Annotated in this window: 22 protein-coding genes; 3 read left to right on the top strand and 19 right to left on the bottom strand. The window is 45.0% G+C overall.

Annotation, left to right across the window (positions count from 1 at the left end; genetic code table 11):
- Positions 1–13 precede the first annotated feature (13 nt).
- The 3 genes from MHB71_RS06395 to MHB71_RS06385 are packed head-to-tail and all read right to left on the bottom strand — an operon-like array spanning position 14 to position 1,897.
- Entirely contained in the window at positions 14–580 is a 567-nt protein-coding gene (locus MHB71_RS06395; RefSeq protein WP_076317523.1) for a nitroreductase family protein, read from the bottom strand.
- A gap of 52 nt (positions 581–632) precedes the next feature.
- Positions 633–1,439, bottom strand: coding sequence for a hypothetical protein (locus tag MHB71_RS06390; RefSeq protein ID WP_053061606.1), 807 nt, complete (start codon positions 1,437–1,439; stop codon positions 633–635).
- Between the two features lie 5 nt (positions 1,440–1,444).
- Positions 1,445–1,897: a flavodoxin gene (locus tag MHB71_RS06385; RefSeq protein ID WP_017687802.1), complete on the bottom strand. Its 453-nt coding sequence runs from the start codon at positions 1,895–1,897 to the stop codon at positions 1,445–1,447.
- A gap of 227 nt (positions 1,898–2,124) precedes the next feature.
- On the opposite strand from MHB71_RS06385, the gene MHB71_RS06380 reads away from it, so the two are divergent.
- The 3 genes from MHB71_RS06380 (at position 2,125) to MHB71_RS06370 (ending at position 4,260) form a co-directional block, all read left to right on the top strand.
- Positions 2,125–2,988 (top strand): class I SAM-dependent methyltransferase, encoded by an 864-nt coding sequence (locus MHB71_RS06380; RefSeq protein ID WP_036613317.1) that lies wholly within the window; start codon positions 2,125–2,127, stop codon positions 2,986–2,988.
- A gap of 2 nt (positions 2,989–2,990) precedes the next feature.
- A complete protein-coding gene (locus MHB71_RS06375; protein WP_036672914.1) occupies positions 2,991–3,722 on the top strand; it encodes an RNA pseudouridine synthase in 732 nt (243 codons plus the stop codon).
- A 193-nt stretch (positions 3,723–3,915) separates the two neighbouring features.
- The gene (locus MHB71_RS06370) at positions 3,916–4,260 is read left to right on the top strand and encodes an MGMT family protein (RefSeq protein WP_036613313.1); all 345 of its coding nucleotides are present in this window, start codon (positions 3,916–3,918) and stop codon (positions 4,258–4,260) included.
- A gap of 105 nt (positions 4,261–4,365) precedes the next feature.
- Here MHB71_RS06370 and MHB71_RS06365 read toward each other — a convergent pair whose 3' ends face one another.
- The 16 genes from MHB71_RS06365 to MHB71_RS06290 all read right to left on the bottom strand — a co-directional run bounded on the left by MHB71_RS06365 (position 4,366) and on the right by MHB71_RS06290 (position 25,569).
- Positions 4,366–5,877, bottom strand: coding sequence for a DHA2 family efflux MFS transporter permease subunit (locus tag MHB71_RS06365; protein ID WP_036613311.1), 1,512 nt, complete (start codon positions 5,875–5,877; stop codon positions 4,366–4,368).
- Entirely contained in the window at positions 5,874–6,320 is a 447-nt protein-coding gene (locus tag MHB71_RS06360; RefSeq protein WP_036613308.1) for a MarR family transcriptional regulator, read from the bottom strand. The genes MHB71_RS06365 and MHB71_RS06360 overlap by 4 nt, the downstream gene beginning before the upstream one ends.
- 275 nt (positions 6,321–6,595) lie before the next feature.
- Positions 6,596–7,036 carry a MarR family transcriptional regulator gene (locus tag MHB71_RS06355; RefSeq protein ID WP_036613306.1) on the bottom strand — a complete coding sequence of 147 codons (441 nt, stop codon included), beginning with the start codon at positions 7,034–7,036 and terminating at the stop codon, positions 6,596–6,598.
- Positions 7,037–7,264: 228 nt separating this feature from the next.
- Positions 7,265–9,727, bottom strand: coding sequence for a DNA gyrase subunit A (gene gyrA, locus MHB71_RS06350; protein WP_047843513.1), 2,463 nt, complete (start codon positions 9,725–9,727; stop codon positions 7,265–7,267).
- Between the two features lie 12 nt (positions 9,728–9,739).
- Positions 9,740–11,719: a DNA topoisomerase IV subunit B gene (parE, locus tag MHB71_RS06345; protein WP_036613300.1), complete on the bottom strand. Its 1,980-nt coding sequence runs from the start codon at positions 11,717–11,719 to the stop codon at positions 9,740–9,742.
- A gap of 76 nt (positions 11,720–11,795) precedes the next feature.
- Positions 11,796–12,785 carry an ABC transporter permease gene (locus MHB71_RS06340; RefSeq protein ID WP_036613298.1) on the bottom strand — a complete coding sequence of 330 codons (990 nt, stop codon included), beginning with the start codon at positions 12,783–12,785 and terminating at the stop codon, positions 11,796–11,798.
- Positions 12,778–13,743, bottom strand: a complete 966-nt coding sequence (locus MHB71_RS06335; protein ID WP_340029089.1) for an ABC transporter ATP-binding protein — start codon at positions 13,741–13,743, stop codon at positions 12,778–12,780. Before MHB71_RS06335 ends, MHB71_RS06340 begins: the two co-directional genes overlap by 8 nt.
- Positions 13,744–14,613 (bottom strand): GDSL-type esterase/lipase family protein, encoded by an 870-nt coding sequence (locus MHB71_RS06330; RefSeq protein ID WP_036672919.1) that lies wholly within the window; start codon positions 14,611–14,613, stop codon positions 13,744–13,746.
- A gap of 295 nt (positions 14,614–14,908) precedes the next feature.
- Positions 14,909–15,724 carry a CAP domain-containing protein gene (locus tag MHB71_RS06325; protein WP_051449892.1) on the bottom strand — a complete coding sequence of 272 codons (816 nt, stop codon included), beginning with the start codon at positions 15,722–15,724 and terminating at the stop codon, positions 14,909–14,911.
- Positions 15,725–16,004: 280 nt separating this feature from the next.
- Complete coding sequence (locus tag MHB71_RS06320) at positions 16,005–16,463, bottom strand: GNAT family N-acetyltransferase (protein ID WP_036613284.1); 459 nt, start codon at positions 16,461–16,463, stop codon at positions 16,005–16,007.
- Positions 16,453–17,640 carry a formate-dependent phosphoribosylglycinamide formyltransferase gene (gene purT, locus MHB71_RS06315; RefSeq protein ID WP_036672920.1) on the bottom strand — a complete coding sequence of 396 codons (1,188 nt, stop codon included), beginning with the start codon at positions 17,638–17,640 and terminating at the stop codon, positions 16,453–16,455. Before purT ends, MHB71_RS06320 begins: the two co-directional genes overlap by 11 nt.
- A 252-nt stretch (positions 17,641–17,892) precedes the next feature.
- Positions 17,893–18,915 (bottom strand): NAD(P)/FAD-dependent oxidoreductase, encoded by a 1,023-nt coding sequence (locus tag MHB71_RS06310; RefSeq protein ID WP_076250039.1) that lies wholly within the window; start codon positions 18,913–18,915, stop codon positions 17,893–17,895.
- Between the two features lie 62 nt (positions 18,916–18,977).
- On the bottom strand, positions 18,978–19,967 hold the full coding sequence (locus MHB71_RS06305) for an ABC transporter substrate-binding protein (RefSeq protein WP_340029088.1): 990 nt from the start codon (positions 19,965–19,967) through the stop codon (positions 18,978–18,980).
- Positions 19,968–20,098: 131 nt separating this feature from the next.
- Positions 20,099–21,739, bottom strand: a complete 1,641-nt coding sequence (locus MHB71_RS06300; protein WP_340029087.1) for an AraC family transcriptional regulator — start codon at positions 21,737–21,739, stop codon at positions 20,099–20,101.
- A gap of 210 nt (positions 21,740–21,949) precedes the next feature.
- Entirely contained in the window at positions 21,950–23,800 is a 1,851-nt protein-coding gene (locus tag MHB71_RS06295; protein WP_340029086.1) for an ABC transporter ATP-binding protein, read from the bottom strand.
- Positions 23,797–25,569: an ABC transporter ATP-binding protein gene (locus MHB71_RS06290; RefSeq protein WP_074095596.1), complete on the bottom strand. Its 1,773-nt coding sequence runs from the start codon at positions 25,567–25,569 to the stop codon at positions 23,797–23,799. The genes MHB71_RS06295 and MHB71_RS06290 overlap by 4 nt, the downstream gene beginning before the upstream one ends.
- Between the last annotated feature and the right edge of the window lie 104 nt (positions 25,570–25,673).

Here is a 25,673-nt window from a genome sequence, read left to right as displayed (position 1 = left end):
ATGAATTATTTTTTTAGACCAGATGGTCATAAACCGTCATCAGTTCAGAGGCTGGTCTGCTTGCATCCATATCCCGCAATGCAGGCTGGTCTCCGTAACCGATATGGAATACCCCCAGCACCTTCTCTTCACTTGTCAAACCCATCAAATTCATAAACACAGGATGTTGTTGATAATCATTAATCTTCCAGACCGCATTCAATCCCTGTTCCGCAGCCAGAATACTAAAGCGTTTGCTCCAGGCTTTGGCCGGCAGAAGATCATCCTCACGGGCATTTCTAGGCGCCACGACAACCAGATGGGTAGGGATTGCTTCCGTGTATTGATATGTAGCCCAATCGCCGTAGCGATCAGCCAGATGGGGTGGATAGCTCTGTCTGACCGCTTCCAGATAAAGCTGTCGTCCTTCGCCTGCAAACAACATAAACCTCCAAGGTTCTGAACTCATTACATATAATGAAGGATCTGCTTCATCAAGCAACTTTCGTATAACCGACTGGGGTACTGGCAACGGACTGAATTCGCAAGTTCCTGCACGTCTCTTGCCGCTGCTTATATCTTGACTTAGACCGGTAGACATGGCAACTTTCCCTCCTCTATCTGCATGATATATTGTTATCCTTCAACTGTCTTCACATCAACCATGTTTTCTTCGGTTCAATAGCTTCCGTTCTCCAGCGATCTACCTCTTCGTGTATGCGCGCTTTATCACGCGTCGTAAACTGTTCTGACTCCGCCACTTCTGCTTGCGGCATGCTGTCACGTATCAAGCGAATGTAGTCCATGGAACGGATCAGAGACTGGCGTCCAGGGATGTACCTGATTTTGCGTCCTTCCAACAAACAGTATATCTCGATCATACCCGGTAATTTTCCGAAGGCTTCCCAGCAGAATGCACTGACCATATGCTGAAACGCCTCAACTACGTTTGGATCATGGACAACCATATATTTTTGAATAAGCAGCGAATCCCAGCCTTCGGGTTGCCAGGCCGCCTGAAATATCATCGATAAATGCATGGATAATGAAGGTAACTCCGTTCTCCACTGTTCAAAAAGAATGGCTGGATGCTTCAGATCATCGTTCATTGCAATGGCGAGTGACAATTCATCCGTAATCTTGTTCTTCACATCCCAGTAATGGAGAACAGATTCGAAACCATCCGTCTTTCTGGGCCACCACTTCTCAAGTAAATACTGTACGGGTACCTCTTTGCGAACATCGGGGTCGAGACTGTAAAAGGCATTGACCGCATGGCTGACCGCATATTGTACACGGTGCCTCCATTGCAGTGGAAGACGCTGCTCAGACACTGGTTCAGGGCGGATGAATCGGTGTGGGCTGCGCAGCATTTCTTCCAATCTGTAATCTTCAAGCAGACGTTCAGGAAGGTCATTCCTTCCGACTGGCATCGCTGCCTGAACATTATGTCTTAACATGATCTTTAGGATACCTGTAATCCGGCAGCAGCGAAGCGTTTGCCAAAGTCACGGCATGTTTCTTTCTCCTGCTCAAGCGGACTATATTCAATTTTCAACATCTCTGGAGATACCTCCGCCCCACGCTCTTGCAGCTTGGCAGCCGCGAGATCAACTGCACCGCAGAACTGCTCATACGAGGTGTCACCACTACCAAACACCGCAGCCCTCTTACCACTCAGGTCAAGCTCATCCAGCTCCTCATAGAAATCAAGGAATTCATCCGGCAACTCCCCATCTCCCCAGGTGTACACACCGATCATGAATCCGTCATAGTCCAATACATCAGATGCATTACAATCCGTTACGGATTTCAGGTCTGCCTCGTGGCCTCCCTGTGTAATTCCTTCCACAATCAGTTCTGCAATTTCTTCTGTATTTCCTGTCATGCTCGCATAAGCCACTAACAATTTAGCCATCTATTTTTCCCTCACTTTAATTTGATCATGTTATATTCTCTCTATGAAGAAAGAATGAATTTTTGATTAACAAAATCATATGTGATAATGATTATCATTGTCAAATTAAATTTTTGGTTATCTTTGTTTTTCAGTATATGGTGCACTCCCGTCCCCCAACTGGCGTCCAAGCCCTTTTTTGTTGTACAATAGTATCCAAATGACTTTTGAAGGATGGATAAATCATTATGTACGTAGCTAAGAATTGGAAGGACTATGAAGTAATCGATACAGGAGGCGGCGAGAAACTGGAGCGTTGGGGAGATGTGATTTTACGCAGACCCGATCCACAGATTATCTGGCCCCTTGAGCAAGAAACCAATGAATGGCGTCAGGTGCATGGTCACTATCATCGCAGCTCTTCCGGTGGCGGTAACTGGGATATGAAAAAGCCCATTCCCGAGCGTTGGACGATCGGATACGAAAACCTGAAATTCCACATTAAACCTACCAGCTTTAAGCACACTGGTCTGTTCCCTGAACAAGCCGCCAACTGGAGCTGGATGATGGATAAAATCTCCAATGCAGGACGCCCTATTTCTGTCTTGAACCTGTTTGCCTATACAGGCGGAGCAACGGTAGCTGCTGCTTATGCAGGCGCATCTGTTGTGCATGTGGATGCAGCTAAAGGCATGGTTCAATGGGCCAAGGAAAATGTTCAATTATCCGGACTGGCTGATCGCCCTGTTCGTTTTATTACAGATGATGTATTCAAATTTGTACAACGGGAACAACGTCGCGGAAATCGTTACGACGCCATTATTATGGACCCTCCTTCATATGGCCGTGGCCCTAATGGAGAGACATGGAAACTGGAAGAGAACCTATATCCTTTCCTGAAGTCATGTATGACGATCTTGTCGGATAATCCATTATTCATGCTGGTTAACTCCTACACTACGGGCATTTCCTCTACGGTTCTGCGCAACATGTTGACCATGACGATGTCTGCTCAGTACGGTGGTGAAATTACTGCAGGTGAAATTGGTCTGCCGATCACACGTAGTGGTCTTGATCTGCCTTGTGGTATTCTGGGCCGTTGGGAGTCTTAATCATGTCAGAACATCGGCATGATCACGATGCAATTCCGATTCTGTTCGAAGACAACCATCTGTTAGGCATTACGAAGCCGGTCAATGTACCTACACAGGAAGATTCATCAGGTGATCCGGATTTGCTTACATTGCTTAAGCAGGATCTGAAAGAACGATACAACAAACCTGGCAATGTTTATCTCGGGTTAGTACACCGACTTGATCGTCCTGTTGGAGGGGCAATGATTTTTGCCAAGACTTCTAAAGCAGCTTCGAGATTGTCCGAGACTGTGCGGGGACGTCATTTCCGTAAAATATATGCAGCTGTTGTACACGGCAAGTTGCCTGCACAGCAGGGAACGTTAAAACACACGCTCCTGAAAGATGCACGTACAAATACCGTTACTGTTGTACCTAAAGGTACGGCTGGCGGTAAGGATGCCGTTCTGGATTACCGTGTTATCGGCGAGACAGACCGTTACAGCCTCGTCCATATCGAACTGCACACCGGCAGATCTCATCAGATTCGAGTGCAAATGAAAGAAATCGGCTGCCCTCTGTACGGGGATCAGAAGTACGGCGCAAGCGTGAATAAACCCGGGCAACAGATTGCTCTATGGTCTGCGATTGCTGCTTTTCCTCATCCAGTTACTAAGGAAGAAGTTATTCTGCAATCTTTGCCTGCAAGAGAATTCCCCTGGGCAGAATGGCCAGACGCTGTGTACCAAAAAGCTTTTGGACAATCTCAATAAATACGTGTTCAAAAAGACTGGTTTTCAATACCGATAAGATGGGATCAAAAGCGGTTTTATCGAACAACCTCTATAAGTGCACAGGATCAGGTTACATCTGTCCATACAACGTGTCGTTCAGATTCTGTATCTGAACGACACGTTTTCTTATATTTTCAGCTGTATAACTAAAATACAGAGAGGAGACATCATGATGACCCCGTTTACCAAACAAGTCGTTGCGATCATCGCGGCGATTCCCGAAGGTAAAGTGATGACTTACGGTCAGATTGCAGCCCATGCCGGGAGTCCAAGAGCCGCGAGACAAGTCGTACGTATTCTGCACTCGATGAGCCGCAAGGAACGTCTGCCCTGGCACCGTGTCGTCAATGCAAAAGGAGAAATCTCCATACCGGACGAACACTCGCGCATGATGCAGGAAACAGAACTGATTAGCGAAGGTGTGGAGTTTCAACTAAACGGAACCATTAATCTCAAACAGTTCGGTCATGAGCCCGATCCTGTATTTCTTATCGATCCAACGATCCAGCCCGAATAATAAAGTACTCTCCTCCTATCGCGCACACCAAAAAAAGAGAACTCAGGCAGTTAGGGTTACCCCTTCGACTGTTAGAGTTCTCTTTTTGGTTTTATCTGATATTTGTTATGCTGTAGCCGTCGCTTTTTCCTGTTCTACAGTAACAGGCTCAACAGCTGGTTTTGTTTTCCGGATAAAGAACGCCATGATCAAAGCAACCACGGTCATTCCAGTAGCCACGATGAATGCATAGTTAACACCGTAAATCGTTGCATCTGCTGTAGCTGCTAACATCGCTGTCTTATTATTAGGGTCAACTTGGCCAGCAGCCACTGCATCCGCCAGATGTGTTTTGAGCTTACTACTCATGATAGTAACCAGAATGGCTGTACCGATCGCACCGGCAACTGTACGCAATGTATTGGACATCGCTGTACCATGCGCGTTCAGACGTTGAGGCAGTTGATTCAGACCTGCTGTCTGGATTGGCATCATCAGCATCGACATACCGAACATACGAGCCGTGTAGATAAACATCATGTAGCCGTAGGTAGTATCGATTGCCAGGCGACTCAGTCCAAAAGTTGTAATTGCCGTAATGGCAAGACCTGCAACCGAAAGCCAGCGTGCGCCCACTTTATCAAATATGCGACCTGTAATTGGGGACATAATCCCCATCAATATCGCACCGGGCATCATCAGAAGTCCTGATTCAATCGGTGAGAATCCACGAATGTTTTGCAGGAAAATAGGAAGCAGAATCATACCTGCAAACATCGCCATAGTCACGAGCATATTGATAATCGTTGTTAATGTATACATGTTGTACTTGAAAATACGGAACTCAAGGAGCGGATGATCTGTTGTCAGTTGACGAATAACGAACAGAATCAGGGATATCGCACCTACGACGAGACATCCAATGACAATTGCACTGCCCCATCCATCGGTACCCGCATCACTGAATCCGTAGAGCAAACTACCAAAACCAAGTGTAGATAAAATAACGCCTGGATAATCCAGTTTAGGTCTGGATTGACGTGTTACGTTTTTGACAAAAGCAATACCAATTGCCGTTGCAATAATAGAGAATGGCAAGATGATGTAGAACAACAATCTCCAGGAATAATGCTCAACCACATAACCTGAAAGTGTAGGCCCAATCGCAGGAGCCAGAATCATCGCAATCCCCATGGTTCCCATGGCCTGACCGCGTTTCTCAATTGGGAAGATGGTCAGGAATACAACGGTCATCAGAGGCATCAGGATACCTGCACCTGCCGCTTGAATAACACGACCTACCATCAAAATGGTGAAGGTTGGACTAAGACCACAGACTAATGTACCTATGGTAAATAGAGTCATGGCTGTAATGAAAATTTGACGTGTTGAAAATTTGGCAATCAGATATGCCGTAATTGGAATCAGCACACCGTTCACAAGCATATAACCCGTAGTTAACCATTGGGCTTTGTTTGGCCCGATGCCGAGGTCATCCATGATTTTAGGAAGCGCTACGTTCATCAGGGTTTGGTTCAGGAATGCCACAAAGGCACCAATTAACAATGCCGCTACAATCGGGCCTTTCTTGATGTTGTCCATCGCTGAGGATGGAGCTGCAGCAGTAGTCGTACTCATATGTTGTTCATCTCTCTTCCTTCTAACTTTTCAATCATTTGACTATGAATTCTAAGTAGGTGCTCAAGGTCTTCCTTCGATATATCCAGAATGGGTGACACTCTTTCCATCCACAAATGGTGCGTTTCCTGTTGGGCCTGTTCCCCTTTATCCGTAATCTGAAGCTTAACGGATCGGCGGTCAGCATCCGAACGTGTCCGAACGATATACTCGCCTTTGACGAGCCGCTCCACAACAGCGCTCATGGAACTGCTGCCCATATGGCATAGCTCAGCCACTTCGTTGATGCCAATGGAAGGACGCTCCCTCAGGATGGATAACACCATAAACTGGATCGAAGTCAGCTCGATCTCCTTGTTTTCATTCCAAAATGCTCGAAAAAGCATTTGATTCACTTGGCGGAACGAATTAATAATATAGAATACTTCATACGTATCAGTCATTGTTTCACCCTTTTACTTTTGGAATATAATATTTCGTACACGAAATATCAGGGGAACAATTATTTATTATAACAAAAATATTTACATAGTCAACTCTTTACATATGAATTTACAAAAATAATATTAGGACATACTAACTGTGTTACATCCATGCCTTTACTCAACTAACCTGGACACAGTGTGTAGCATATGTAATTTGTAAATAAAATAACCATAGGGCTCCTGCATGAAACGAGCAGGCACTCCTATGGTTATTCATAAGAATCAGCATGGTATCATACCGAAGTAGATAAGGCAGGCTCTTTGGTCTTGGGTGTTGTCATTTTGCCTAACAGATATACCAGCAATTGTTGATTGTGCATCGAAATGTTACTGAGAACAGAGTTCATGAATTCATTCCGGATGGTGATTCCCCGCTCTGTCTCCATTCTTCCTTTCTCTGACAGAGATACCCACACAATGCGTCGATCCTGATTATCCCGATTCCTGCGAATCAGATCATTCTTCTCCATTCGATCGAGCAGCATGGTTACAGCAGCTGGCGTAGTTGACAGATAAGGAATCAGATCCGAAGGTTTCATCTTCTGATGGTCTTCAAGTACCTCCAAAACAGCCAGCTGAGCCTCCGTTAATGAGGGTGCCAGCTCTTGATCCATATGCAATTTATAATCTTTGGTCAACCTGGACCAGCACTTGGCAAAATCGGAATTATACATCTTCCATCGCTCCTCTCTGCAACCAGTTATCACTTCACCTGCTTAAGTTTTCGCGCTCCAAAGCCGCATTCCTGCTGCCTTTTTTCAATTTCCTAGCGATCGACCGTAATCGACGAAGGTTGTTAAACTTTGCATGAATGCCCTCTTCTAATCCGCCTTCGAACAACAAAAAAAGACTTCTCGCATGACAGGATTAGCTGTTCTGCGAAAAGTCTCGTTTGTTTGTTTTTATGAAGATGATGCTGGTTGATTCTCATTGAAGTCCCTTAGAAGTTCAACGATCTCGTCCTGTTTGTCCACATGAACGATCAGCTTGCCAATATGTTTGCGCTCTGTAATCGGAACACCTTCCGAAGAGATCGGGAACACTTGGCCTTCTTTGGTCATTACAGTGATCTTACGTTGCTCTTTGCAATAGAACGCTCCAACAATACGGCTACCATTCGGTTTCACACGTTTGCCTTCTTTGAACTCGAATGTGGCAAGCCCCTTGCCTCCACGACTTTGTATAGCGTAATCCAGAAGTAATGATCGTTTACCATATCCCAGATCGGACAACACGGCAACTTCACCTTCATCTCCTTCTACCCATAAAGCCGATACAACTTCATCTGTATCTCTTAACTGAATACCACGAACACCACCGGATACACGTCCCATTGGATTAACCTCATCCTCTCGGAAACGAATCGCCATGGCTTCTTTTGTAATCAACATAATATCTTGACCACCTGTACTTAAATGTACAGATAACACTTCATCGTCCTTGCCCACTTTACAAGCCGCAACTGCACCGGAACGTTTGGTAACGTAATCCTTCAGCTCCGTTCGTTTCACCTGTCCTCTTCGCGTAACGAAGACCAGACTGTGATTTGGCTCTTCAAAGGATTTCACAGCAAGCACACTTGCAATACGGTCATCTTTCGCAAGGGGAATGACATTCACAATGGCTGTGCCTGGATCTTTCCACTTGAATTCAGGTACCTGGTGAACAGGTAACAGGAAGTACTGACCTTTCCTCGTAAAGACAAGCAAGTTCTCAAGCGTATTTACTTCCAGAACCTGAGCGATATAATCGCCGTCTTTTACACCACTTCCGCTCCGTTCACCACCAGAACGTGTAAAGGACTGCATGCCTGTACGTTTCACATATCCTTCTTTGGATAACGTAACAAATACATCTTCCGCATTCACAAGTACTTCGAGATTAACCTTAAGTTCTTCCACTTCACCCTGGATCGCAGAACGACGGTCTATGCCGTATTTCTCACGAATCTCCATCAATTCCTTGCGGATGACTCCGATGAGCTTACGGTCACTATCCAGAATGGATTGTAATTGTGCAATCTTTTTCATCAGTTCACCGAGTTCCTTCTCCAGAGAATTGATCTCCAGATTTGTCAAACGGTACAATTGCAACGTAAGGATGGAATCCGCTTGGCGTTCCGTGAATCCAAACATCCACATCAGGTTATTTTGGGCATCTTGACGGTTCTTCGACGCTTTGATGGCCGCAATGACCTCGTCAAGGATGTTAAGTGCTTTTACCAAGCCCTCGAGCACATGCGCACGGTCTTGCGCCTTCTCCAGCTCAAACCGGGTACGGAAGGTTACAACCTCCCGCTGATGGGCAATGTAAGCCTCGAGAATCGATTTCAATCCTAATTGATGAGGTGCTTTATTCACAATCGCAACCATATTGAAATTATAGGTGACCTGCAGGTCGGTTTTCTTCAGCAAATAAGCCAAAATACCTTGTGCGTCCGCTTCTTTTTTCAACTCAACCACGATTCGCAGACCTTCACGTCCGCTCTCATCACGCACTTCGGCAATACCTTCAACCTTCTTCTCAAGTCGGATGTTCTCCATCGCTGTAACCAGACGAGATTTCACGACCTGATAAGGAATTTCGGTAATGACGATCTGCTGTTTGCCACCGCGCATGTTTTCAATCTCGGTTTTGGACCGGATATAGATCCGTCCCTTACCTGTGCGATAGGCATCCAGAATGCCGTCACCGCCCATAATCAATCCGCCTGTTGGAAAGTCAGGACCCTTCATAAACATCATGATTTCGTCCAGCTCAATCGACGGTTTCTCCATCACAGCGATCGAAGCATCAATGACTTCACGCAAATTGTGTGGAGGAATCTCCGTTGCAAATCCGGAGGAAATACCGCTGACACCATTAACCAGCAAGTTCGGATAACGGGATGGCAATACAACCGGTTCTTTGGCCGTATTATCAAAATTATCCTTAAACAGAACCGTCCGTTTCTCGATATCGCGAAGCATCTCCATCGCGATGGGCGACAAACGGGCCTCCGTATACCGCATCGCCGCTGCTGGGTCATCATCCTGTGATCCCCAGTTACCATGACCGTCCACGAGCATATGGCCCATTTTCCATGGCTGAGCCATCCGCACCATGCCCTCATAGATGGATGAGTCACCATGTGGATGATAATTACCCATTACGTCCCCAACGGTTTTGGCAGACTTGCGGTAAGTCTTGTCAGGCGTATTACCTGAATCGTACATGGCGTATAGAATACGCCGTTGTACTGGCTTCAACCCATCCCGGACATCCGGAATGGCTCGATCCTGAATAATATATTTGGAGTAGCGACCGAAACGGTCCCCAACGACCTCTTCGAGAAAGGCCGGCATAAATTGTTCTGATGGACTCATTCCAAGCACCTTCTATTCTTCGTACTCTGTAAAGTCGACGTTCTCTACAATCCAGCGTTTCCGCGGATCAACCTTATCACCCATGAGCGTAGATACACGACGTTCTGCTTTTGCTGCATCAACAATCTGTACCTTCAGCATCGCACGAGTTTCCGGATTCATTGTTGTCTCCCACAGTTGATCCGGATTCATCTCACCAAGACCTTTATAACGTTGAAGCTCAACATTATTACCGAATTCCTTCATATAATTCGCCAGTTCTTCATCCGTCCATGCATATCGAACACTCGCAAGCTTACCAGACTTACGAGTAAGTTTGTACAATGGCGGCTGAGCAATATATACTTTGCCTGCGTCAATTAAAGGCTTCATATAACGATAAAAGAAGGTCAACAGCAACACCTGAATATGTGCGCCGTCCGTATCCGCATCGGTCATAATGATAATTTTGGAATAATTGCTGTCTTCAACTGCAAATTCGGTTCCTATGCCCGCCCCGATCGCCGCTGTAATGGCGCGGTATTCTTCATTTTTGAGAATGTCGGCCAGCTTTGATTTTTCCGGATTGAGCGGTTTTCCCTTGAGCGGCAGAATAGCCTGAATCTTCGAGTCACGTCCCTGTTTGGCAGAACCACCTGCGGAATCCCCTTCGACAATAAATAACTCATTTCGGGTAAAATCCTTTGATTGCGCCGGCGTTAGTTTGCCGTTCAGGTTGGAACTTTCGCTACGTTTCTTGCCTGTGCGCATATCATCACGTGCTTTGCGTGCTGCTTCTCTGGCTCTGGAGGCTTGGACCGCTTTGCGAATTAACGTTTGCGCTACCTGCGGGTTTTCTTCCAGGAACCGTTGAATATTCTCGGACACGACCGAATCCACTGCACTTCGAGCGGAAGCGCTGCCGAGCTGATCCTTGGTCTGACCTACGAACTCAACCTCTGACATCTTGACACTGATGACGGCCATCATACCTTCACGCAAATCATTGCCTTCGAGGTTTTTATCTTTTTCCTTAATCATGCTGGTACGCCGCGCGTAGTCATTCATTACACGAGTATACGCAGCCCTGAATCCGGTCTCATGTGTACCGCCACCCCGAGTAGAGATCGAGTTCACGAACGAAGCCAGCGTTTCGGTATAACCCGCGTTATACTGGATCGCCACTTCGACTTCAATGTCATCCTTCTCCGCATAGAAGTGAATAACATCATGCAGCACATCTTTATTTTCGTTAAGAAAAGCAACAAACTGGCTTGCTCCGCCTTCATACATGTATTCATCCTGATTGCCCGAACGTTCATCCTTGAGCACAATTCTCAGACCCGAATTCAGAAAAGCAATTTCCTGAAGACGTTCTGCCAATGTATCATAATTAAATTGAATACCGCTCTGGAACACCCGAATATCCGGTTTAAATGTAACTTTTGTACCTGTCCGATTGGTATTGCCCAACACTTCGAGACCGGAGACCGGTTCACCGACATGTTCAATCCCTTTTTTGTCCTTCCAATACTCGAATCGCTGACGATGAATCTTGCCATCACGGAAAATCTCGACTTCAAGCCACTCGGACAATGCGTTAGTAACTGACGCACCTACACCGTGCAAACCGCCTGATTTTTTGTATCCTGATCCACCGAACTTTCCGCCTGCGTGCAAAATCGTAAACACGACCTGGGGAGTAGGAATCCCTGTTTTATGTATACCTGTCGGAATTCCCCTTCCGTTATCCTGAACCGTAATAGAACCGTCCTTATGCAGCGTGATATCGATTTTGGAGCAGAATTTGGCGAGATGTTCGTCGACAGCGTTGTCGACAATTTCCCATACCAAATGATGTAAACCTGAAGTGCTGGTGCTGCCGATGTACATCCCCGGCCGTTTCCGTACCGCTACCAACCCTTCAAGTACTTGAATGTCGTCCGCGTCGTAGCCTGAAGACCCCTGTCCTCCGCCTGTCGAACCTGCCGACATATCGATTTGCTCGACCATTCATGCTCCCCCTTCTTAACTTGCAACTAAAAAAATGCCTAAAATGCAAACAGATGTTTTCTTATCCTTGTCCATTTTAATTCAAGATATCCCGTTTCGTAAAGACAAGGAATGACACAATGAGTGACGCAATGCCCCAAACACTAAGCACAATAAGGGAAAAACCTAAATTCATACCCTCAATTGGAGGTAACCCGCCAGACAAATAATTCGGAAGTTCGAGGTTAACCATGAACAAATACTTCGCGGTCTGCCAGGACGCTGCCATACTGGTCAAGATTGTTCCTGCAATCAAAGCGGCCATCATGATAACGATACTTGCAGCAGTACTGCGCACAAGCACAGATACCATAAATGCAAGCATAGCCACAATTACACTCACAAACCAGATCAGTCCTGCCTGCATGAGCATATACAGCCACTGGTCTACAGCATGCACTGCCGACATATCGACATCTGTTCCCACAACTTTGAATCCTGTGAAGATTGGCATGTTGAAGCCTTTATAACCAAAGACCGCACCCGATATGACATAACATATAATGTAGGCTGATACCACTATGATCGAAACAAACATAATCAGCGTAATTAATTTACTCAAAAGCACTTTCCAGCGTCTAACCGGACGCGTTAAAAGCATTTTAATCGTACCTGTCGTACGTTCACCAGAAACAAGATCTGAAGCAATAGCCATGATTAACAGTGGAATAAACAATCCAACCGCGTTGTTCATGAACTCCCGCGTAAAGGTGACACCGCCCGGTTCTTTGGGATTGATGTCATTCTCAAGATAATACTGCATCTGCTGGATATATACGGTTCTATATTTTTTGTACTCTTCAGGTACCCGATCGCTACCGAGCGAATTTTGATTGTCTGTGATGGCCTGTTGCAGTTCAAGACGCCAATCGCCGCCAAACTTGTCGCGATTATTCTCCGCAGATTTCATCTGGGCATACGTAAACATCGGTACGAGGACCGCAAGTACAATAAATATAATATAAAGCCGTTTTTTCTTCACCATCTTAATCGTTTCATTGCGGATCAGCGGCATGATATTACTCAATGGATTCACCTTCTGTCATTTTTAAGAATAGTTGCTCAAGCGTAGGCTGAATCCGCTGTACCCCTTCAACCTGTATACCAGCTTGAACCATCTGTTGCACCATATCAGGAATTCGATCTTCGTGCATCTCGGCAACCACAGCGTTGGGACCAAGGCCCGCAACAATGGTATCATCCATCACATCCGCAGGTCGACCTACCAGAGCAATGCCTGCATCCTGCAACATTTTTTTGCCTTGCTCCAGTGGTGAAACATGCCATATAGCCAACTTCGAATGATCTTCAATCAGTTCGCTTACACCTCCAACAGCAAGCACACGCCCAGCACTGATAATGGCTACTCTGTCACAGAGAAGCTGGATCTCACTTAACAAGTGACTGCTGACAAATACAGCCATACCTTCGCTGGCAAGTTGCTTAATAAAGACACGAAGTTCCTTAATGCCTTTTGGATCAAGACCATTTGTCGGTTCATCCAGAATAAGCAGACGCGGTCGCCCAAGCAGCGCTTGTGCAATACCGAGCCGTTGACGCATACCCAATGAGTACGTTCTGACTTTATCGTGAATCCGCTGATCCAGACGCACAATATCTACAACTTCCTGAATTCGTTCATTGTCCACACCTGGTTGCATGCGAGCGAAATGCTCCAGGTTCTCCCACCCTGTCAGATATGTATATACCTCCGGATTTTCAACAATGGAGCCTACATACTTCAAAGCACGCTCAGGGTCCCGATTCACATCATAACCACAAACTTTAATTTTTCCTTTTGTTGGTTTGATCAGATCGACCAGCATCCGTATCGTAGTTGTTTTGCCGGCACCGTTGGGACCGAGAAATCCGAAGATTTCACCAGGTTTTACGTCAAATGTAACGTCCTTAATGATCCATTTGCGTCCGATCCGCTTTTTCAGATTCTGTACGGATAGGACGGAATCATACAGTTGCTCTGCCATTTAATTTCCGCTCCCTTCTGCCGGTGTATCTGCCTGGAATTCCTGTGCAATCCGAACTGCAATTTGCTCATAACCTTGTCCGTTGGGATGGAAATGATCTGACGAGAGATACTCCCCCAGATGATTTTCAAACAAATCGAATGTAGGGACCAGTGTCATCTTGTCCTCATTGTTCAAAATAGCCAGTGCAGCATCGTTCCATGCAGCTACCACTGCATTACCTGGCTTCTCCAGTTCCTTCACATCGCCAAATGGATTGTACAACCCTATGTACGCAATCTGCGCATCGGGATTAATTTCTTTTACTTTCTTCAATATCTCTTGAAGGCGCTTCGACGTTTCCGGCAAAGCCGCTGCCAGCTGCTCTGCTGTTGGCGGATCTTCCCCCTGTAGAACTTGTCCTCCCTGGAACAAATCATTTGCGCCGATCGAGAGCAAGATAAAATTGGATTGTTGTAAGACGTAACGTACGCCTTGCTCATCGAGTTTTTCCAATAAAGCATCTGTTCTCAAACCGTTTACACCCAGATTATTAAGAACCTGAACGTCATATCCTTTATCTTTAAGCAGATTCCCTGCACGTCTCACAAAACCGAGTCCTTCATCATCGCCCGTGCCTCTTGCCAGAGAATCACCGATGACGGCCATCCGAATCTTGCCATCTTCCACGACAGCCGGTTCCCCCTCGATATCCTTAGATGGAGCAGTTGCCTCCTGGCCTGTAGTTAATGCGGAATCTCCCTCGGGGAAAATCACGTCTTTTATGGCGTAACCAAATCCAAATAACAACAACAAAGTTGCCAAGATGGATACTGTACTGACAGTTCTCCAGATCCATGGTGCTGAATCCAGGCTTTTTTTCTTTTTCATCATCACATCTCCACTCATGTACACCAATCCGGGTGCTTTATAATTTATAATGACTTTACATTAAGGCGTGTCTGAAAATCCGCTTACTTCGGAGTTTTCAGACACGCCTTAATGATGCTATTCCTAAATAACATAAATGTTCTGTCGTTAATTTGCAAACTTTGGCGCTGCATTCGCAGAATTCATTTTTTATATGTCATTTTACGGAAAAAAGGTTATGCCATACACAGATTTGAACTGTGTACTGGCATAACCTTGTGGAAAAGAAAATCATACTTTCTTCATTATAAATCGATTACTTACCGATAAACTCTTGTGCCCAGTATCCGTTGTAGAAACCTACTCCGATATGCGTAAAGTTTTTGCTCAGAATATTGGCACGGTGACCTTCACTATTCATCCAAGCTGTAACAACTTCCTGTGGTGTTTTTTGTCCTTGGGCAATGTTCTCACCTGCATAGCTGTAAGTTACTCCGAATTGTTTCATCATATCAAACGGAGAACCATACGTAGGTGACTGGTGATCAAAATAGTTATTGTTACTCATATCTTTTACTTTAGCAACAGCTACTTTGTCCAGAAGTGCATCTGAAGTCAGAGCGTTCAGACCTGCTTTAGCACGCTCAGCGTTCACAAGTTTTACAACTTGAGTAGCAAAGTCGGATTGTGTGCTTTCGCTACCATTATTACTTGTATTGTTACCTGTGTTACCTGTGTTACCCGTGTTTGAAGGATCTTTAGCCGGTGTAGTTTCCGGTTTTTCTTCTTGAACTGGTTGTGTTGGTTTAGTCGGTTGCTCAGGCTTAGTTGTAGGCTCAGCAGGTTTTGTTGTTGGTTGAGTTGGTTTTGTTGTCGGCTCAGCAGGTTTCGTCGTTTGATCAGGCTGCGTAGCAGGTTTCTCTACAATTTGCCCCTCGGATACGGTGTATCCATTTTGTTTGAGCCATTTCTCAATATAAGCTTTCAAGCTGTCTGTACTTGTAATTTTGTACGTTGTGATAGTCTTATATGTTGAATCTGCAGCAGACGCGGAAGCAGGAAGCATTACCCCTACGGCCAGTACGGCTGTCAGACTACTCGTTACGACAGTTTTCATCCATTTCTTTTTCAAATTCATTCATCTCCTTAAGATTAGTTATTACAACTTTGTAATTAATACTCTAGCAGTATATCAATTCAACAGGAGATTGTGAACCTATAAAATATGGAAAAGTAACTTTTTTGTCATTTTTTAGAATGTTACAGATTTTACAAAAGCATAAAAAAAAGACATTCGGACTAAAAATGCTAGTCGAATGTCGCTTCACCATCTATTTATCATTCACCACACAAGAATGTGCAGATCAGGATATCATGAGAATTTCCATGCAATAGAAGAAACTTTATTTGTACTATAGAAGAACTTTACTGAACCGATACCCTCTCTTCTGAAAACCAATGTGCTCATAAAAAGAGTACGTTGTTGAAGTCACTTCACGGTTTGCACCCGTGACAAACAGTTGTTTACCACCTTGCTGTCTGCCCCAATCTTCGGCACGAGCCATCAGACGACGGGCAATCCCACCACCACGATGTTCTTGACCTACAATCAGGGAAGTAATTTGTGCGGCAGGTTCTGGATAGGCATGACTTTGCACACATTGCAAGCCAATCACACCAATAATTTGTTCATCCACTTCGGCAACAAGCATGCATGCGTTTGGATTGGTTTCCAAACATTCAATACGTTCTTTCATGACATTGGTTGTTGTCGGATAGCTGACCTCTCGCATCAGTCCCGTTACCGCTTCAGCATCTCGTAGTTCACACTCTCGGATCATCAGTACAGGGGCCTCAACATTATTGGACATGATTTACCTCCACTTTCAGCATATTAGCGGCTTGCACCGCTGTTTTACGAGCTTCTTCCACATCTTGACCAGCACTTAAGGCTACAGCCATTCGGCGTCCTACTTTGGTCTCAGGTTTGCCAAATACACGAATCTGAGTACGAGGAAGAGCCAGAGCTTCTTCAATCCCGCCTACAGTAAAGTCAGATGTTTCATCATTAGCCTTCAGCGTTGCTGAAGCTCCCGGTGTCAACAGATGTACACCTGTGACCGGAAAACCAAGAATTGCACGTACATGCAGCGCAAACTCGGAACTGTCTTGCGTCACCATTGTAACCATACCTGTGTCATGTGGACGAGGAGATACCTCGCTGAACACAACACCATCCGGGGTCAGGAACAACTCCACTCCAAACAGTCCATACCCGCCAAGTTCATCCGTGACGGATTTGGCAATATGACAAGCTTGCTGCCATTGCTCAGGAGTCATTGCATGAGGCTGCCAGGATTCGACATAATCCCCATCCTTCTGAATATGACCAATCGGAGGACAAAATACGGTGCCTGATACAGACCTAACAGTAAGTAATGTAATCTCACTGTCAAATTGCACAAAGCTCTCCACAATAACACGAACGGATTTGCCACGAGCCCCCGAAAGAGCAATGTTCCAGCAATCCTCTACGTCGCCCGGTGTTCGGCATACACTCTGCCCTTTGCCGGAAGAACTCATTAATGGTTTAATGACACAAGGTGTGCCAAGCTCACGTACGGCTTCCTGAAGTTGTTCCAGGTTGTCCGCAAAAAGGTAATCAGCTGTCGGAAGTTTCAATTGTTCGGCTGCAAGCCGACGGATGCCTTCGCGATCCATCGTTAGACGTGCAGCTCGGGCAGTAGGTACTACACAAAATCCCTCTTCCTCAAGCTCCAGTAAAGCTTCTGTTGCAATAGCTTCAATCTCAGGTACGATGTAATGAGGTTTTTCTTTACGGATCAATTGTTTCAAAGCTTCGGCATCCAGCATGTCGATGCAGTATGACCGGTGCGCGACCTGCATTGCAGGTGCGTTCTCATAACGATCAACAGCGATCGTCTCTACTCCCAGTCGTTGGGCCTCAATAACGACCTCTTTTCCCAATTCTCCACTGCCTAGTAGCAGCATTTTTTTGGCTTGAGCCGTAAAAGGAGCACCCCACATGTTCTTTCCAATCCTCCCAAAGAGAAATCTTCTATATCTGTCTCTCTATTTTCGGGGTTTTGGTTAAAGATTGCAAGAGTGCTCCCTATTTTTCTTGTGAATTTTACAAGATTTTTTGTGTTTTTTCGATCAAATTTTACAATTACTGCTCACAGATTCGATACTCCTTCCATTCCTCCCAAAATTAAGGAAATGTCAAAAGAGTAGATTTTAATATTCCAGTGATCATAAATTAGCAAACAAACCCCAAGTTTAGAACCTTGGGATTTGTTTGTTTTTTTCTCTGAAAATTTCATTATGGGAGGAGACGTACGCCATCATGGGAGCATCTGGAGTCAAGTATTTTTTCGCACTATTTACAGCTAAAATCGCATCGTTGAAGGCTCCGGCAATAAGTCTGACTTTGCTATCGTGAGTTGCACAATCCCCTGCAGCAAAAACACCCGGCAGACTCGTCTGTGCATGGTGACTCATTAGAACCATTCCATCGTCCATTTCTAAGCCACAACTGGCAAGATCACTTAAATTGCTTTTATATCCATGACTAACTACGACTTCATCCACATCTAACAATACATTTTCCTGACTCTCCATATGCGTAATTACAACCTGATGGATACGTTCACCATGATTATGAAGCCGTGTGATGCTATATGGTGTTCTGACATCCGTTACATTGTTCATCTCGCTAACATTGCGTTCCATTGCACGAAACTCATTTTTTCGGTGGACGACCACTACGCTCCGTGCAAGTTGAGCAAGTTCAATTGCCCAATCTACTGCACTGTTGCCTCCTCCTGAAATGAGCACACGCTTCCCGGAAAAATGTTCTGGATTTTGCACGGTGTAATGAAGATTTTCATACTCACATTGAATCGGCTCCTGAAGCTCCAATTTCTGAATTTCTGCGATACCGCGGCCTACTGCGACAATAATTGTACGCGTATAGTGTATGTCGCCTTCAGCAGTATACAGAGCCAAAATCTCGTTGTCCAGTCGAGCGAACCGATCTACTTTGCAATTCAATTCAACCGTTGGATTAAAGGTATTCGCCTGCTGAACCAGATACTCAATCAACTTTGAACACTTCATTGGTGGCAGGCCACCCACATCCCAAATAGTTTTTTCAGAATAGGTATGCAGAAAACCACCAAGTTGGTCTTTGCCGTCAATGATCTTAACTCTCATATCACGCATCCCGGCATAAAAGGCCGCATATAATCCCGCCGGTCCGCCTCCGACGATGGTTACATCATAGATATCTTCTTCATTCATTTTAAACACACCTTGTTAATTTAGTTATGAATTCGAGATACATGTAACTTTACCCGTTTGCTTTATTTGTTTTTTGCTTCAAAAGCAGCAACAATATCATCAATGACATATTCATCGGCAAGTGGAGACATTCCCAGATTGAACCATTCCTTGCCACCCACCATATAGACGTGGTCCTGCTTGACTGCTTTCAGATTTTTCCATAACGATGAAGATAACATATCTTCAAATTTCTTTTTAATTTCCGGATTAGTCTCATCATCCAGCTGAACGATCAGATGATCTGCGTCGTATTCAGGCAGTACTTCCAAGGATACGGACATGGCAGTTTGATCTTTCGGGAAATTAGGAAGTGGATTCATTCCCAATCGTTTATGGACAAAGTTTCCTCGGTCAAGGTTCTCCCCATGAAGTACGATTTCTTTTTCCATCACTCTAATGTAGAGAACAGTCTCCTCACCAATCAGCTTATCCAATTTGGCAGCAGCTACCTTCTCCTTATCCACCAAATCCTGAATCACCTTTTCTGCCTGTTCTTCTTTGTCCAGAATTTTGGCCATATCCCGCAGTTCATCGCGCCAATCATCACGCTGTGGCAAAAGTACGGTAGGTGCAATCAGAGTAAGCTGATCATAGTCCTTTTTGGACCACCAGTCAGGGGCGATAATTAAATCCGGATCTGCCTCCATGAGGGCTTCAAAGTTAGGCGTTCTTCCTATTCCCATTTTCATCGTGTTTGCAAATGGCTCTTGCAAGTAAGAAGGAAAATCCTCATGGTAGTTCTGTACAGCAATAGGTACGATGCCAAGTGAATATAAAAATTCTGGATATACAACGGACAAACCAACTATTTTTTGTGGGTTCACCGGAATCTCAACTTCTCCCATTTCCGTGTTCACTTTTTTCACCTGACTTGTTTCTGTTGTTGAAGAATTGGCGGTACCCGCTTCTTGTCCCTCGCTCGAGGATGCTTCGTTGCCTGCTGCACCGCAAGCCGAAATAATGAGCACCAACATCATGGTGCATAGTACCGTTAACCATCTGAATCTCATTCTTTATGTACCCCCTATATGGCATTTAGTTATGACAACGTCTAATTAATAATAATTATCATTATCATTTGATATAGGAGTAAGTATATTAAAATATGTTCAGGTATGATATTGACTATTCAGACTTTTTGCTATGGACGATCTTGCCATAACTTTAATATTTCATCCAACATAAGCTCATGAGTAAACGCAGTGTAGTCCAGCAGGACGCTCGACAAAAGCATATCCATTCTGCCTTTCTGTACCGCTAACAACGCAAGCCATTCTTCAGACTTACGCACAGCAGACCATGTCTGCCTGGATGTCTCATCATCACCCACAATCAGTAATATTCTTTCGATGTTGAGAACAGATAACTCCTTAATGGTCACTGTGCCCCGTTCCCAATAAGTCTCAGCTCCTTCGGGACCCTCCATTTGCATATCAACGTAAAAAACGGAAGCAATGCTCCTTGGGCCTAACATCTGCAACGCTTCACCATAAACTTTGAGTACAACTAATCTGTCTTTTCGTATGAAATCTGTAAGCTGATTCTTAATGATCTTTGCTTTCTCTTCATATCTTTGAAGCCACACCTCTGCAATACCCGACCTGTCCAAAAAGCTTGCAACATATCTCAAATGTTCTCTCCAATCGCCTTTTCTCCACGGGAGGTCACACACAGGAGCAATGGAATGAAGCTGTCTTTGCAAATCCGCAGACTCTGTCCCAATCGTAATAATATAATCAGGTTTAACTAATCGAAGCTGTTCCAGCCAGGTGGTCTCACTCTCTGCGAGTGGCATAACTTTGTCCGTTTCATATTTACGTCGGTAATAGTATGTCCACGGATGACTTGCCGGCGCGGCACAGGGAATGATCTGCAATGCGAGCAGTATACCAATGCTCACAGAATGAATTGAAGCAATTTTTTGTTTGCTATTACGTATAAACGCTGCTGGTGGAATGCCAGAGATTTGCTTGAATTTACGCCGGAAATACGTCTCATCCTGATAACCCACGTACGATGCCACATCCTTGAGTCGATAACTGTGATCATTTCTCATTAAGATCTGGGCTTGTTTAATTCGATATAGCGTTAAATAGTCAACAGGACTGTAACCATACCTTTTCTTGAATAAACGCATGAAATGTCGAGGGCTCATTCGTGCCACATTTGCTAATTCCTCAATGGTTAATCTCTTCGAATAATTCTGCTCCATGTAACCTTTGACATGTTGAATTGGTGAAGCCAGGTCCGTCTTTTCGGTAAAGGCCACGTCGTAAAACATGGTGTACAATAGTTCCTGAAAACGAATCTGACCATAGTACCTTTGCAAACCATCCTTCTTCAATGTGTGGTGGTAAATCATCTGACAGATCACGCCAACAGCAACGGGTGAAGATGAGCTGACCTCGCCATTCACTTCATTACGTAAAAGTTGCTTCATCATTTCAAGGGCTGTTGCACCCTCCTGCTCCAGTGCGTACATGACATCAAAACTCATGTGATACACGCCTCGTTCATCCAACGAATGCACATTTGCCTCAGCCAGTTGCCCCGGGAAGCCTACGTACAGTCCGCCCGCCTTTAATTCAATGAAACTGCCATCTATCTTTAACCACCCTTGCCCACTGGCTACAAATAATAACATGTATGTTTCAATGAAGTGTTTCCTCAGAAGCCACTCCGTCGCAGGATCACTTGTATAATTCACGTGAAGGAGCCTAAAATTCATATGATCCAGGTGATCCAAATGCTTTGAATTTATTTCGTTGTTGTCCATCTGCATTGATCTCCCTCCAGCCATGAACGATTGTATTGATTTCATTCTTCAAAAATATAACATACCACACTAACGAATAAAAAAAACACTCCGGCTATCCTCTAACCTGTCTTCAATGAATAAGATGCACTTATTATTGAAGGATCAAGCTAAAAAACACCAGAGTGTTATAAGTTCATATGTGTTCAGACGCTTCACAGGCGTCCGAAGGTTTCATCACAAAAATCTGTATTGAGCTTCTATTAATCCATTGTAGACGCCTTGTTTTTGGATAAGCTGCTCATGGTTACCCTCTTCTTTAATTTCACCATGATCCAGGACGATAATGTTATCTGCATTCCGTATGGTTGAGAGACGGTGAGCGACCATAAAGGACGTTCTTCCCTGCAACAGCACCTTCAACGCTTCCTGGATTTTAAGCTCTGTCTCCGTATCAATACTGGCTGTAGCTTCATCCAGAATCAGTATGCGTGGATCAGCAAGCAGCGCACGGGCAAAGGATAACAGTTGTCGCTGTCCCATGGATAATACGTTCCCGCGTTCCTCTACTTCAGTATCATATCCGCCAGGCAGCTTCATGATGAACTCATGTGCATTGACTGCTTTGGCTGCATCCTCCACCTCTTCATTCGTTGCATCCAGTCGTCCAAATCGAATATTGTCACGAATCGTACCCGAGAAGATGAAGGTATCCTGTAATACAATGCTGATCTGGCTGCGTAAACTCTCTACCGTTACATCCCGCACATCCTGTCCGTCAATGGTGAGACGTCCGCCGGATATATCATAGAAACGACTGATCAGATTGATGATCGTACTTTTACCTGAGCCCGTATGACCAACAAGTGCAATCGATTGTCCCGCAGCCGCTGAGAAGCTGATTCCTTTCAGCGCCTGTCTGCCTTTCTCGTATTCGAACACAACATTTTCGAATGCGATATCTCCTTTAATAGAAGGAAGTGGCTTGGCACCTGGTTTATCCGCAATACTTGGTTTTTCATCCATGAATTCGAAGATACGCTCCGATGATGCCATCGCAACCAGCAACTGATTGTACATCTGTCCCAGACGGTTGATTGGGTCCCAGAAGTTGCCGACATAGTTGGCAAAGGCAACAAGTAATCCCACGGTTAACTGGTCATGTTGAATCAGGTAAGCACCAAACCAGAAAAGGATTAATGTACCGAATCCACCGGTAATCTCAATCAGCGGTCCAAAGCCCTGGTTCATCGCTGATGCTCTATCCCATGACTTTTTGCTGGACAGATTCATGTTGTCAAAATACTTCATGTTCTCTTTTTCCTGTGTGTAAGCCTGAGTCACTCGAATCCCCTGAATGGATTCATTCAAGTGGGAGTTAATACGAGAGTTCTTCATGCGCACATCCTGCCAAGCCCGACGGATCAGCACCCGCAGTTTGGTCGAGATGATAAACATGATTGGCACCGTAATGATCACGGCAAGACCCAGTTTCCAGTTAATTAATAGCAAGATCACAATGATCCCGAGCAACTGTACGCAGTCGATCATGACGTTCACTGCACCATTGGTGAACAGATCCTGAAGGGAGTTAATATCATTCGTAACACGCACCAGTACGGAACCTGCCGGTCTTTTGTCAAAGAAGTTAAAGGACAGCTTCTGGATATGCTTGAACAGATCCGAGCGAAGGTCATAAATAACACGCTGTCCGATAATGTTTGTCAATTTGATCCGGTACGTATTGGCAGCCCACTGGATGAGATACAACACAAATATGGAGCCTGCGATAAGATATAGCATAGTCATGCTTGGCAACCCCGTTGCCGGTGCGATGGCCCGGTCAATTGCCAGACTGATCAGAAAAGGTACGGACAATTTTGTAATGGTACCCAAGATCATCATTAGAATAACGAGTGGTAACAATTGTTTCGCATAAGGTTTCATGTATGCAAATAAACGTCCAAATTCTTCCCAGTTAAACGGTTTTTCAATAATTTCATCATCCTGATACACAAATCGTTCATTCAGTTTCTTCTCAGAGGCCACTTTTGCCTCGCGCCTGTCTGCTATCGTTTCGGCACTCATGAATTCACCTGCTCCCCAGCCTCCCGCTTACCGCGGGCAATATAATCTGCATATTGAATTTTATAAACATCCTGGTATGGTCCAGGCACTTCAATGAGTTCGGTATGTTTGCCACGTTGTACCACGCGACCTTCATCGAGCACCAGAATCTCATCTGCATGTCGTAGTGAAGATATCCGGTGTGCAATAATAAAAGTCGTTCTGCCGCGCATAACTTCCTGGAAACCGGACTGAATCTCGTGTTCCGTCTCCATGTCCACGGCGCTTGTTGCATCATCAAGTACCAGAATTTTCGGATTTTTCAGCAAAGCCCTTGCAATCGCAATCCGCTGTTTCTGTCCACCCGATAAACCCATACCGCGCTCACCAACCACCGTGTCATATCCGTCCGGGAACTCCATAATGAAGTCATGAGCCTTGGCCAGCTTGGCTGCACGGATGATCTCATCCATGGTGACATTCTTAAGCCCGTAAGAAATATTATTGCGAATGCTGGATGAGAACAGGAATGTTTCCTGGAAAACAGAAGCGATCTGACTCCGCAAACTGCGAATACCTATATCTTTGATGTTTTTACCATCCAGCTTGATCGTTCCCGAGTTGACGTTATAGGCACGCATCAGAAGCTGAATGATGGTCGATTTACCTGACCCTGTACCCCCGAGGAAACCGATTACAGAACCGGGTGCAGCGTCAAAATTAATATCGGTTACTGCTGGCATTTTGTTACCGTAGGCAAAGGTAACGGATTCAAATGTCACATGACCGTTCACTTGGTCTGCCTCCACAATGACCGGATCTTGCGTTTCTTCCACATCCACTGGCGTATTCAGCAGTTCGAGCACCCGTTCACCTGAAGCTTTGGATTGCGTATAGTTGTTGATATGGAACCCAAGATTCCACATTGGACCGATTATGTACCAGATCAAACTGAAAAAGGCAACGAGTTCACCGAGTGTCAGCGTCTTCTGTATAACCATTCTTCCACCGATCACCAGCAACAGCACGATACTCACCGAAGCAAGAATCTCCATGATCGGAAAATAGCGACTCCACAATGTTGCGGCATGAATCTGATTTGTCTTGTAACGCTCATTACGTATGGAGAATTTCTCCACTTCATAAGGCTCACGTGCAAAGGATTTTACCGTACGTACGCCAGTGATATTCTCCTGTACCGCTGTTGTCAGTGAACTGAGTGCCAGCCGCATCTCCTGAAACGCAGGGTGAATTTTGGATTCGAATCTCAGCGCAACGAAGGCAAGTAATGGGATGCATATGAGCGTGAACAGCGTAAGCTGCCAACTCATGGTCATCATCATGATTGCGCCGAATACGACCATGAAAACCATGTTAAGAATCTGGGCGAAACCAAATCCGATAAAGTTACGGATGGCTTCCAAATCTCCCGTGAGGCGGGACATCAGATCACCTGTCTTGGCCGTATCATAATAACGGAAGGATAAAAATTGAAGCTTTTCGTAACATGCATTACGAAGTCTGTACGCCAGGAAGTTACCCAAGCGTCCTCCATAAAAGCCGTGTAAAAACTGCATTCCTGCTTTCAAAATAACTACACCTAACACAGTCAAGGCAATTATGGGAACGTCTTCAAAAGTTCGCGGAACAATGATGTCATCAATCAGTATCCTTAGCATGTACGGATACACTAACCCAAGTGCGGTCGCTAAGGCGAGGAACAAGATTGATACAAATAAATATGTTCGCTTTTCCCAAAAAAAGGTTTGCAGTTGCCTAAGAACATCCATGTTTCTCCTCCTCTTATGTCGTTCAAAAATACTATGAACATTTATGAAGTTTATCACCGTACCCCATTCGCGGCAAAGCGAATAACAGACCATATTCTGCCTGC

Origin of the sequence: Paenibacillus sp. FSL H7-0940, from assembly GCF_037979415.1 — a bacterium.
Lineage (GTDB): Bacteria > Bacillota > Bacilli > Paenibacillales > Paenibacillaceae > Paenibacillus > Paenibacillus amylolyticus.
Note: the sequence above shows the minus strand (reverse complement) of the source record. Positions and strands in the feature narration are given on the sequence as shown.

Bases quoted from the DNA above. Each gene is read 5' to 3' on its own strand.
- MHB71_RS06395 (WP_076317523.1), bottom strand. From the start codon at position 580: ATGTCTACCGGTCTAAGTCAAGATATAAGCAGCGGCAAGAGACGTGCA.
- MHB71_RS06390 (WP_053061606.1), bottom strand. From the start codon at position 1,439: ATGTTAAGACATAATGTTCAGGCAGCGATGCCAGTCGGAAGGAATGAC.
- MHB71_RS06385 (WP_017687802.1), bottom strand. From the start codon at position 1,897: ATGGCTAAATTGTTAGTGGCTTATGCGAGCATGACAGGAAATACAGAA.
- MHB71_RS06380 (WP_036613317.1), top strand. From the start codon at position 2,125: ATGTACGTAGCTAAGAATTGGAAGGACTATGAAGTAATCGATACAGGA.
- MHB71_RS06375 (WP_036672914.1), top strand. From the start codon at position 2,991: ATGTCAGAACATCGGCATGATCACGATGCAATTCCGATTCTGTTCGAA.
- MHB71_RS06370 (WP_036613313.1), top strand. From the start codon at position 3,916: ATGACCCCGTTTACCAAACAAGTCGTTGCGATCATCGCGGCGATTCCC.
- MHB71_RS06365 (WP_036613311.1), bottom strand. From the start codon at position 5,877: ATGAGTACGACTACTGCTGCAGCTCCATCCTCAGCGATGGACAACATC.
- MHB71_RS06360 (WP_036613308.1), bottom strand. From the start codon at position 6,320: ATGACTGATACGTATGAAGTATTCTATATTATTAATTCGTTCCGCCAA.
- MHB71_RS06355 (WP_036613306.1), bottom strand. From the start codon at position 7,036: ATGTATAATTCCGATTTTGCCAAGTGCTGGTCCAGGTTGACCAAAGAT.
- gyrA (WP_047843513.1), bottom strand. From the start codon at position 9,727: ATGAGTCCATCAGAACAATTTATGCCGGCCTTTCTCGAAGAGGTCGTT.
- parE (WP_036613300.1), bottom strand. From the start codon at position 11,719: ATGGTCGAGCAAATCGATATGTCGGCAGGTTCGACAGGCGGAGGACAG.
- MHB71_RS06335 (WP_340029089.1), bottom strand. From the start codon at position 13,743: ATGGCAGAGCAACTGTATGATTCCGTCCTATCCGTACAGAATCTGAAA.
- MHB71_RS06330 (WP_036672919.1), bottom strand. From the start codon at position 14,613: ATGAAAAAGAAAAAAAGCCTGGATTCAGCACCATGGATCTGGAGAACT.
- MHB71_RS06320 (WP_036613284.1), bottom strand. From the start codon at position 16,463: ATGTCCAATAATGTTGAGGCCCCTGTACTGATGATCCGAGAGTGTGAA.
- purT (WP_036672920.1), bottom strand. From the start codon at position 17,640: ATGTGGGGTGCTCCTTTTACGGCTCAAGCCAAAAAAATGCTGCTACTA.
- MHB71_RS06310 (WP_076250039.1), bottom strand. From the start codon at position 18,915: ATGAATGAAGAAGATATCTATGATGTAACCATCGTCGGAGGCGGACCG.
- MHB71_RS06305 (WP_340029088.1), bottom strand. From the start codon at position 19,967: ATGAGATTCAGATGGTTAACGGTACTATGCACCATGATGTTGGTGCTC.
- MHB71_RS06300 (WP_340029087.1), bottom strand. From the start codon at position 21,739: ATGCAGATGGACAACAACGAAATAAATTCAAAGCATTTGGATCACCTG.
- MHB71_RS06295 (WP_340029086.1), bottom strand. From the start codon at position 23,800: ATGAGTGCCGAAACGATAGCAGACAGGCGCGAGGCAAAAGTGGCCTCT.
- MHB71_RS06290 (WP_074095596.1), bottom strand. From the start codon at position 25,569: ATGGATGTTCTTAGGCAACTGCAAACCTTTTTTTGGGAAAAGCGAACA.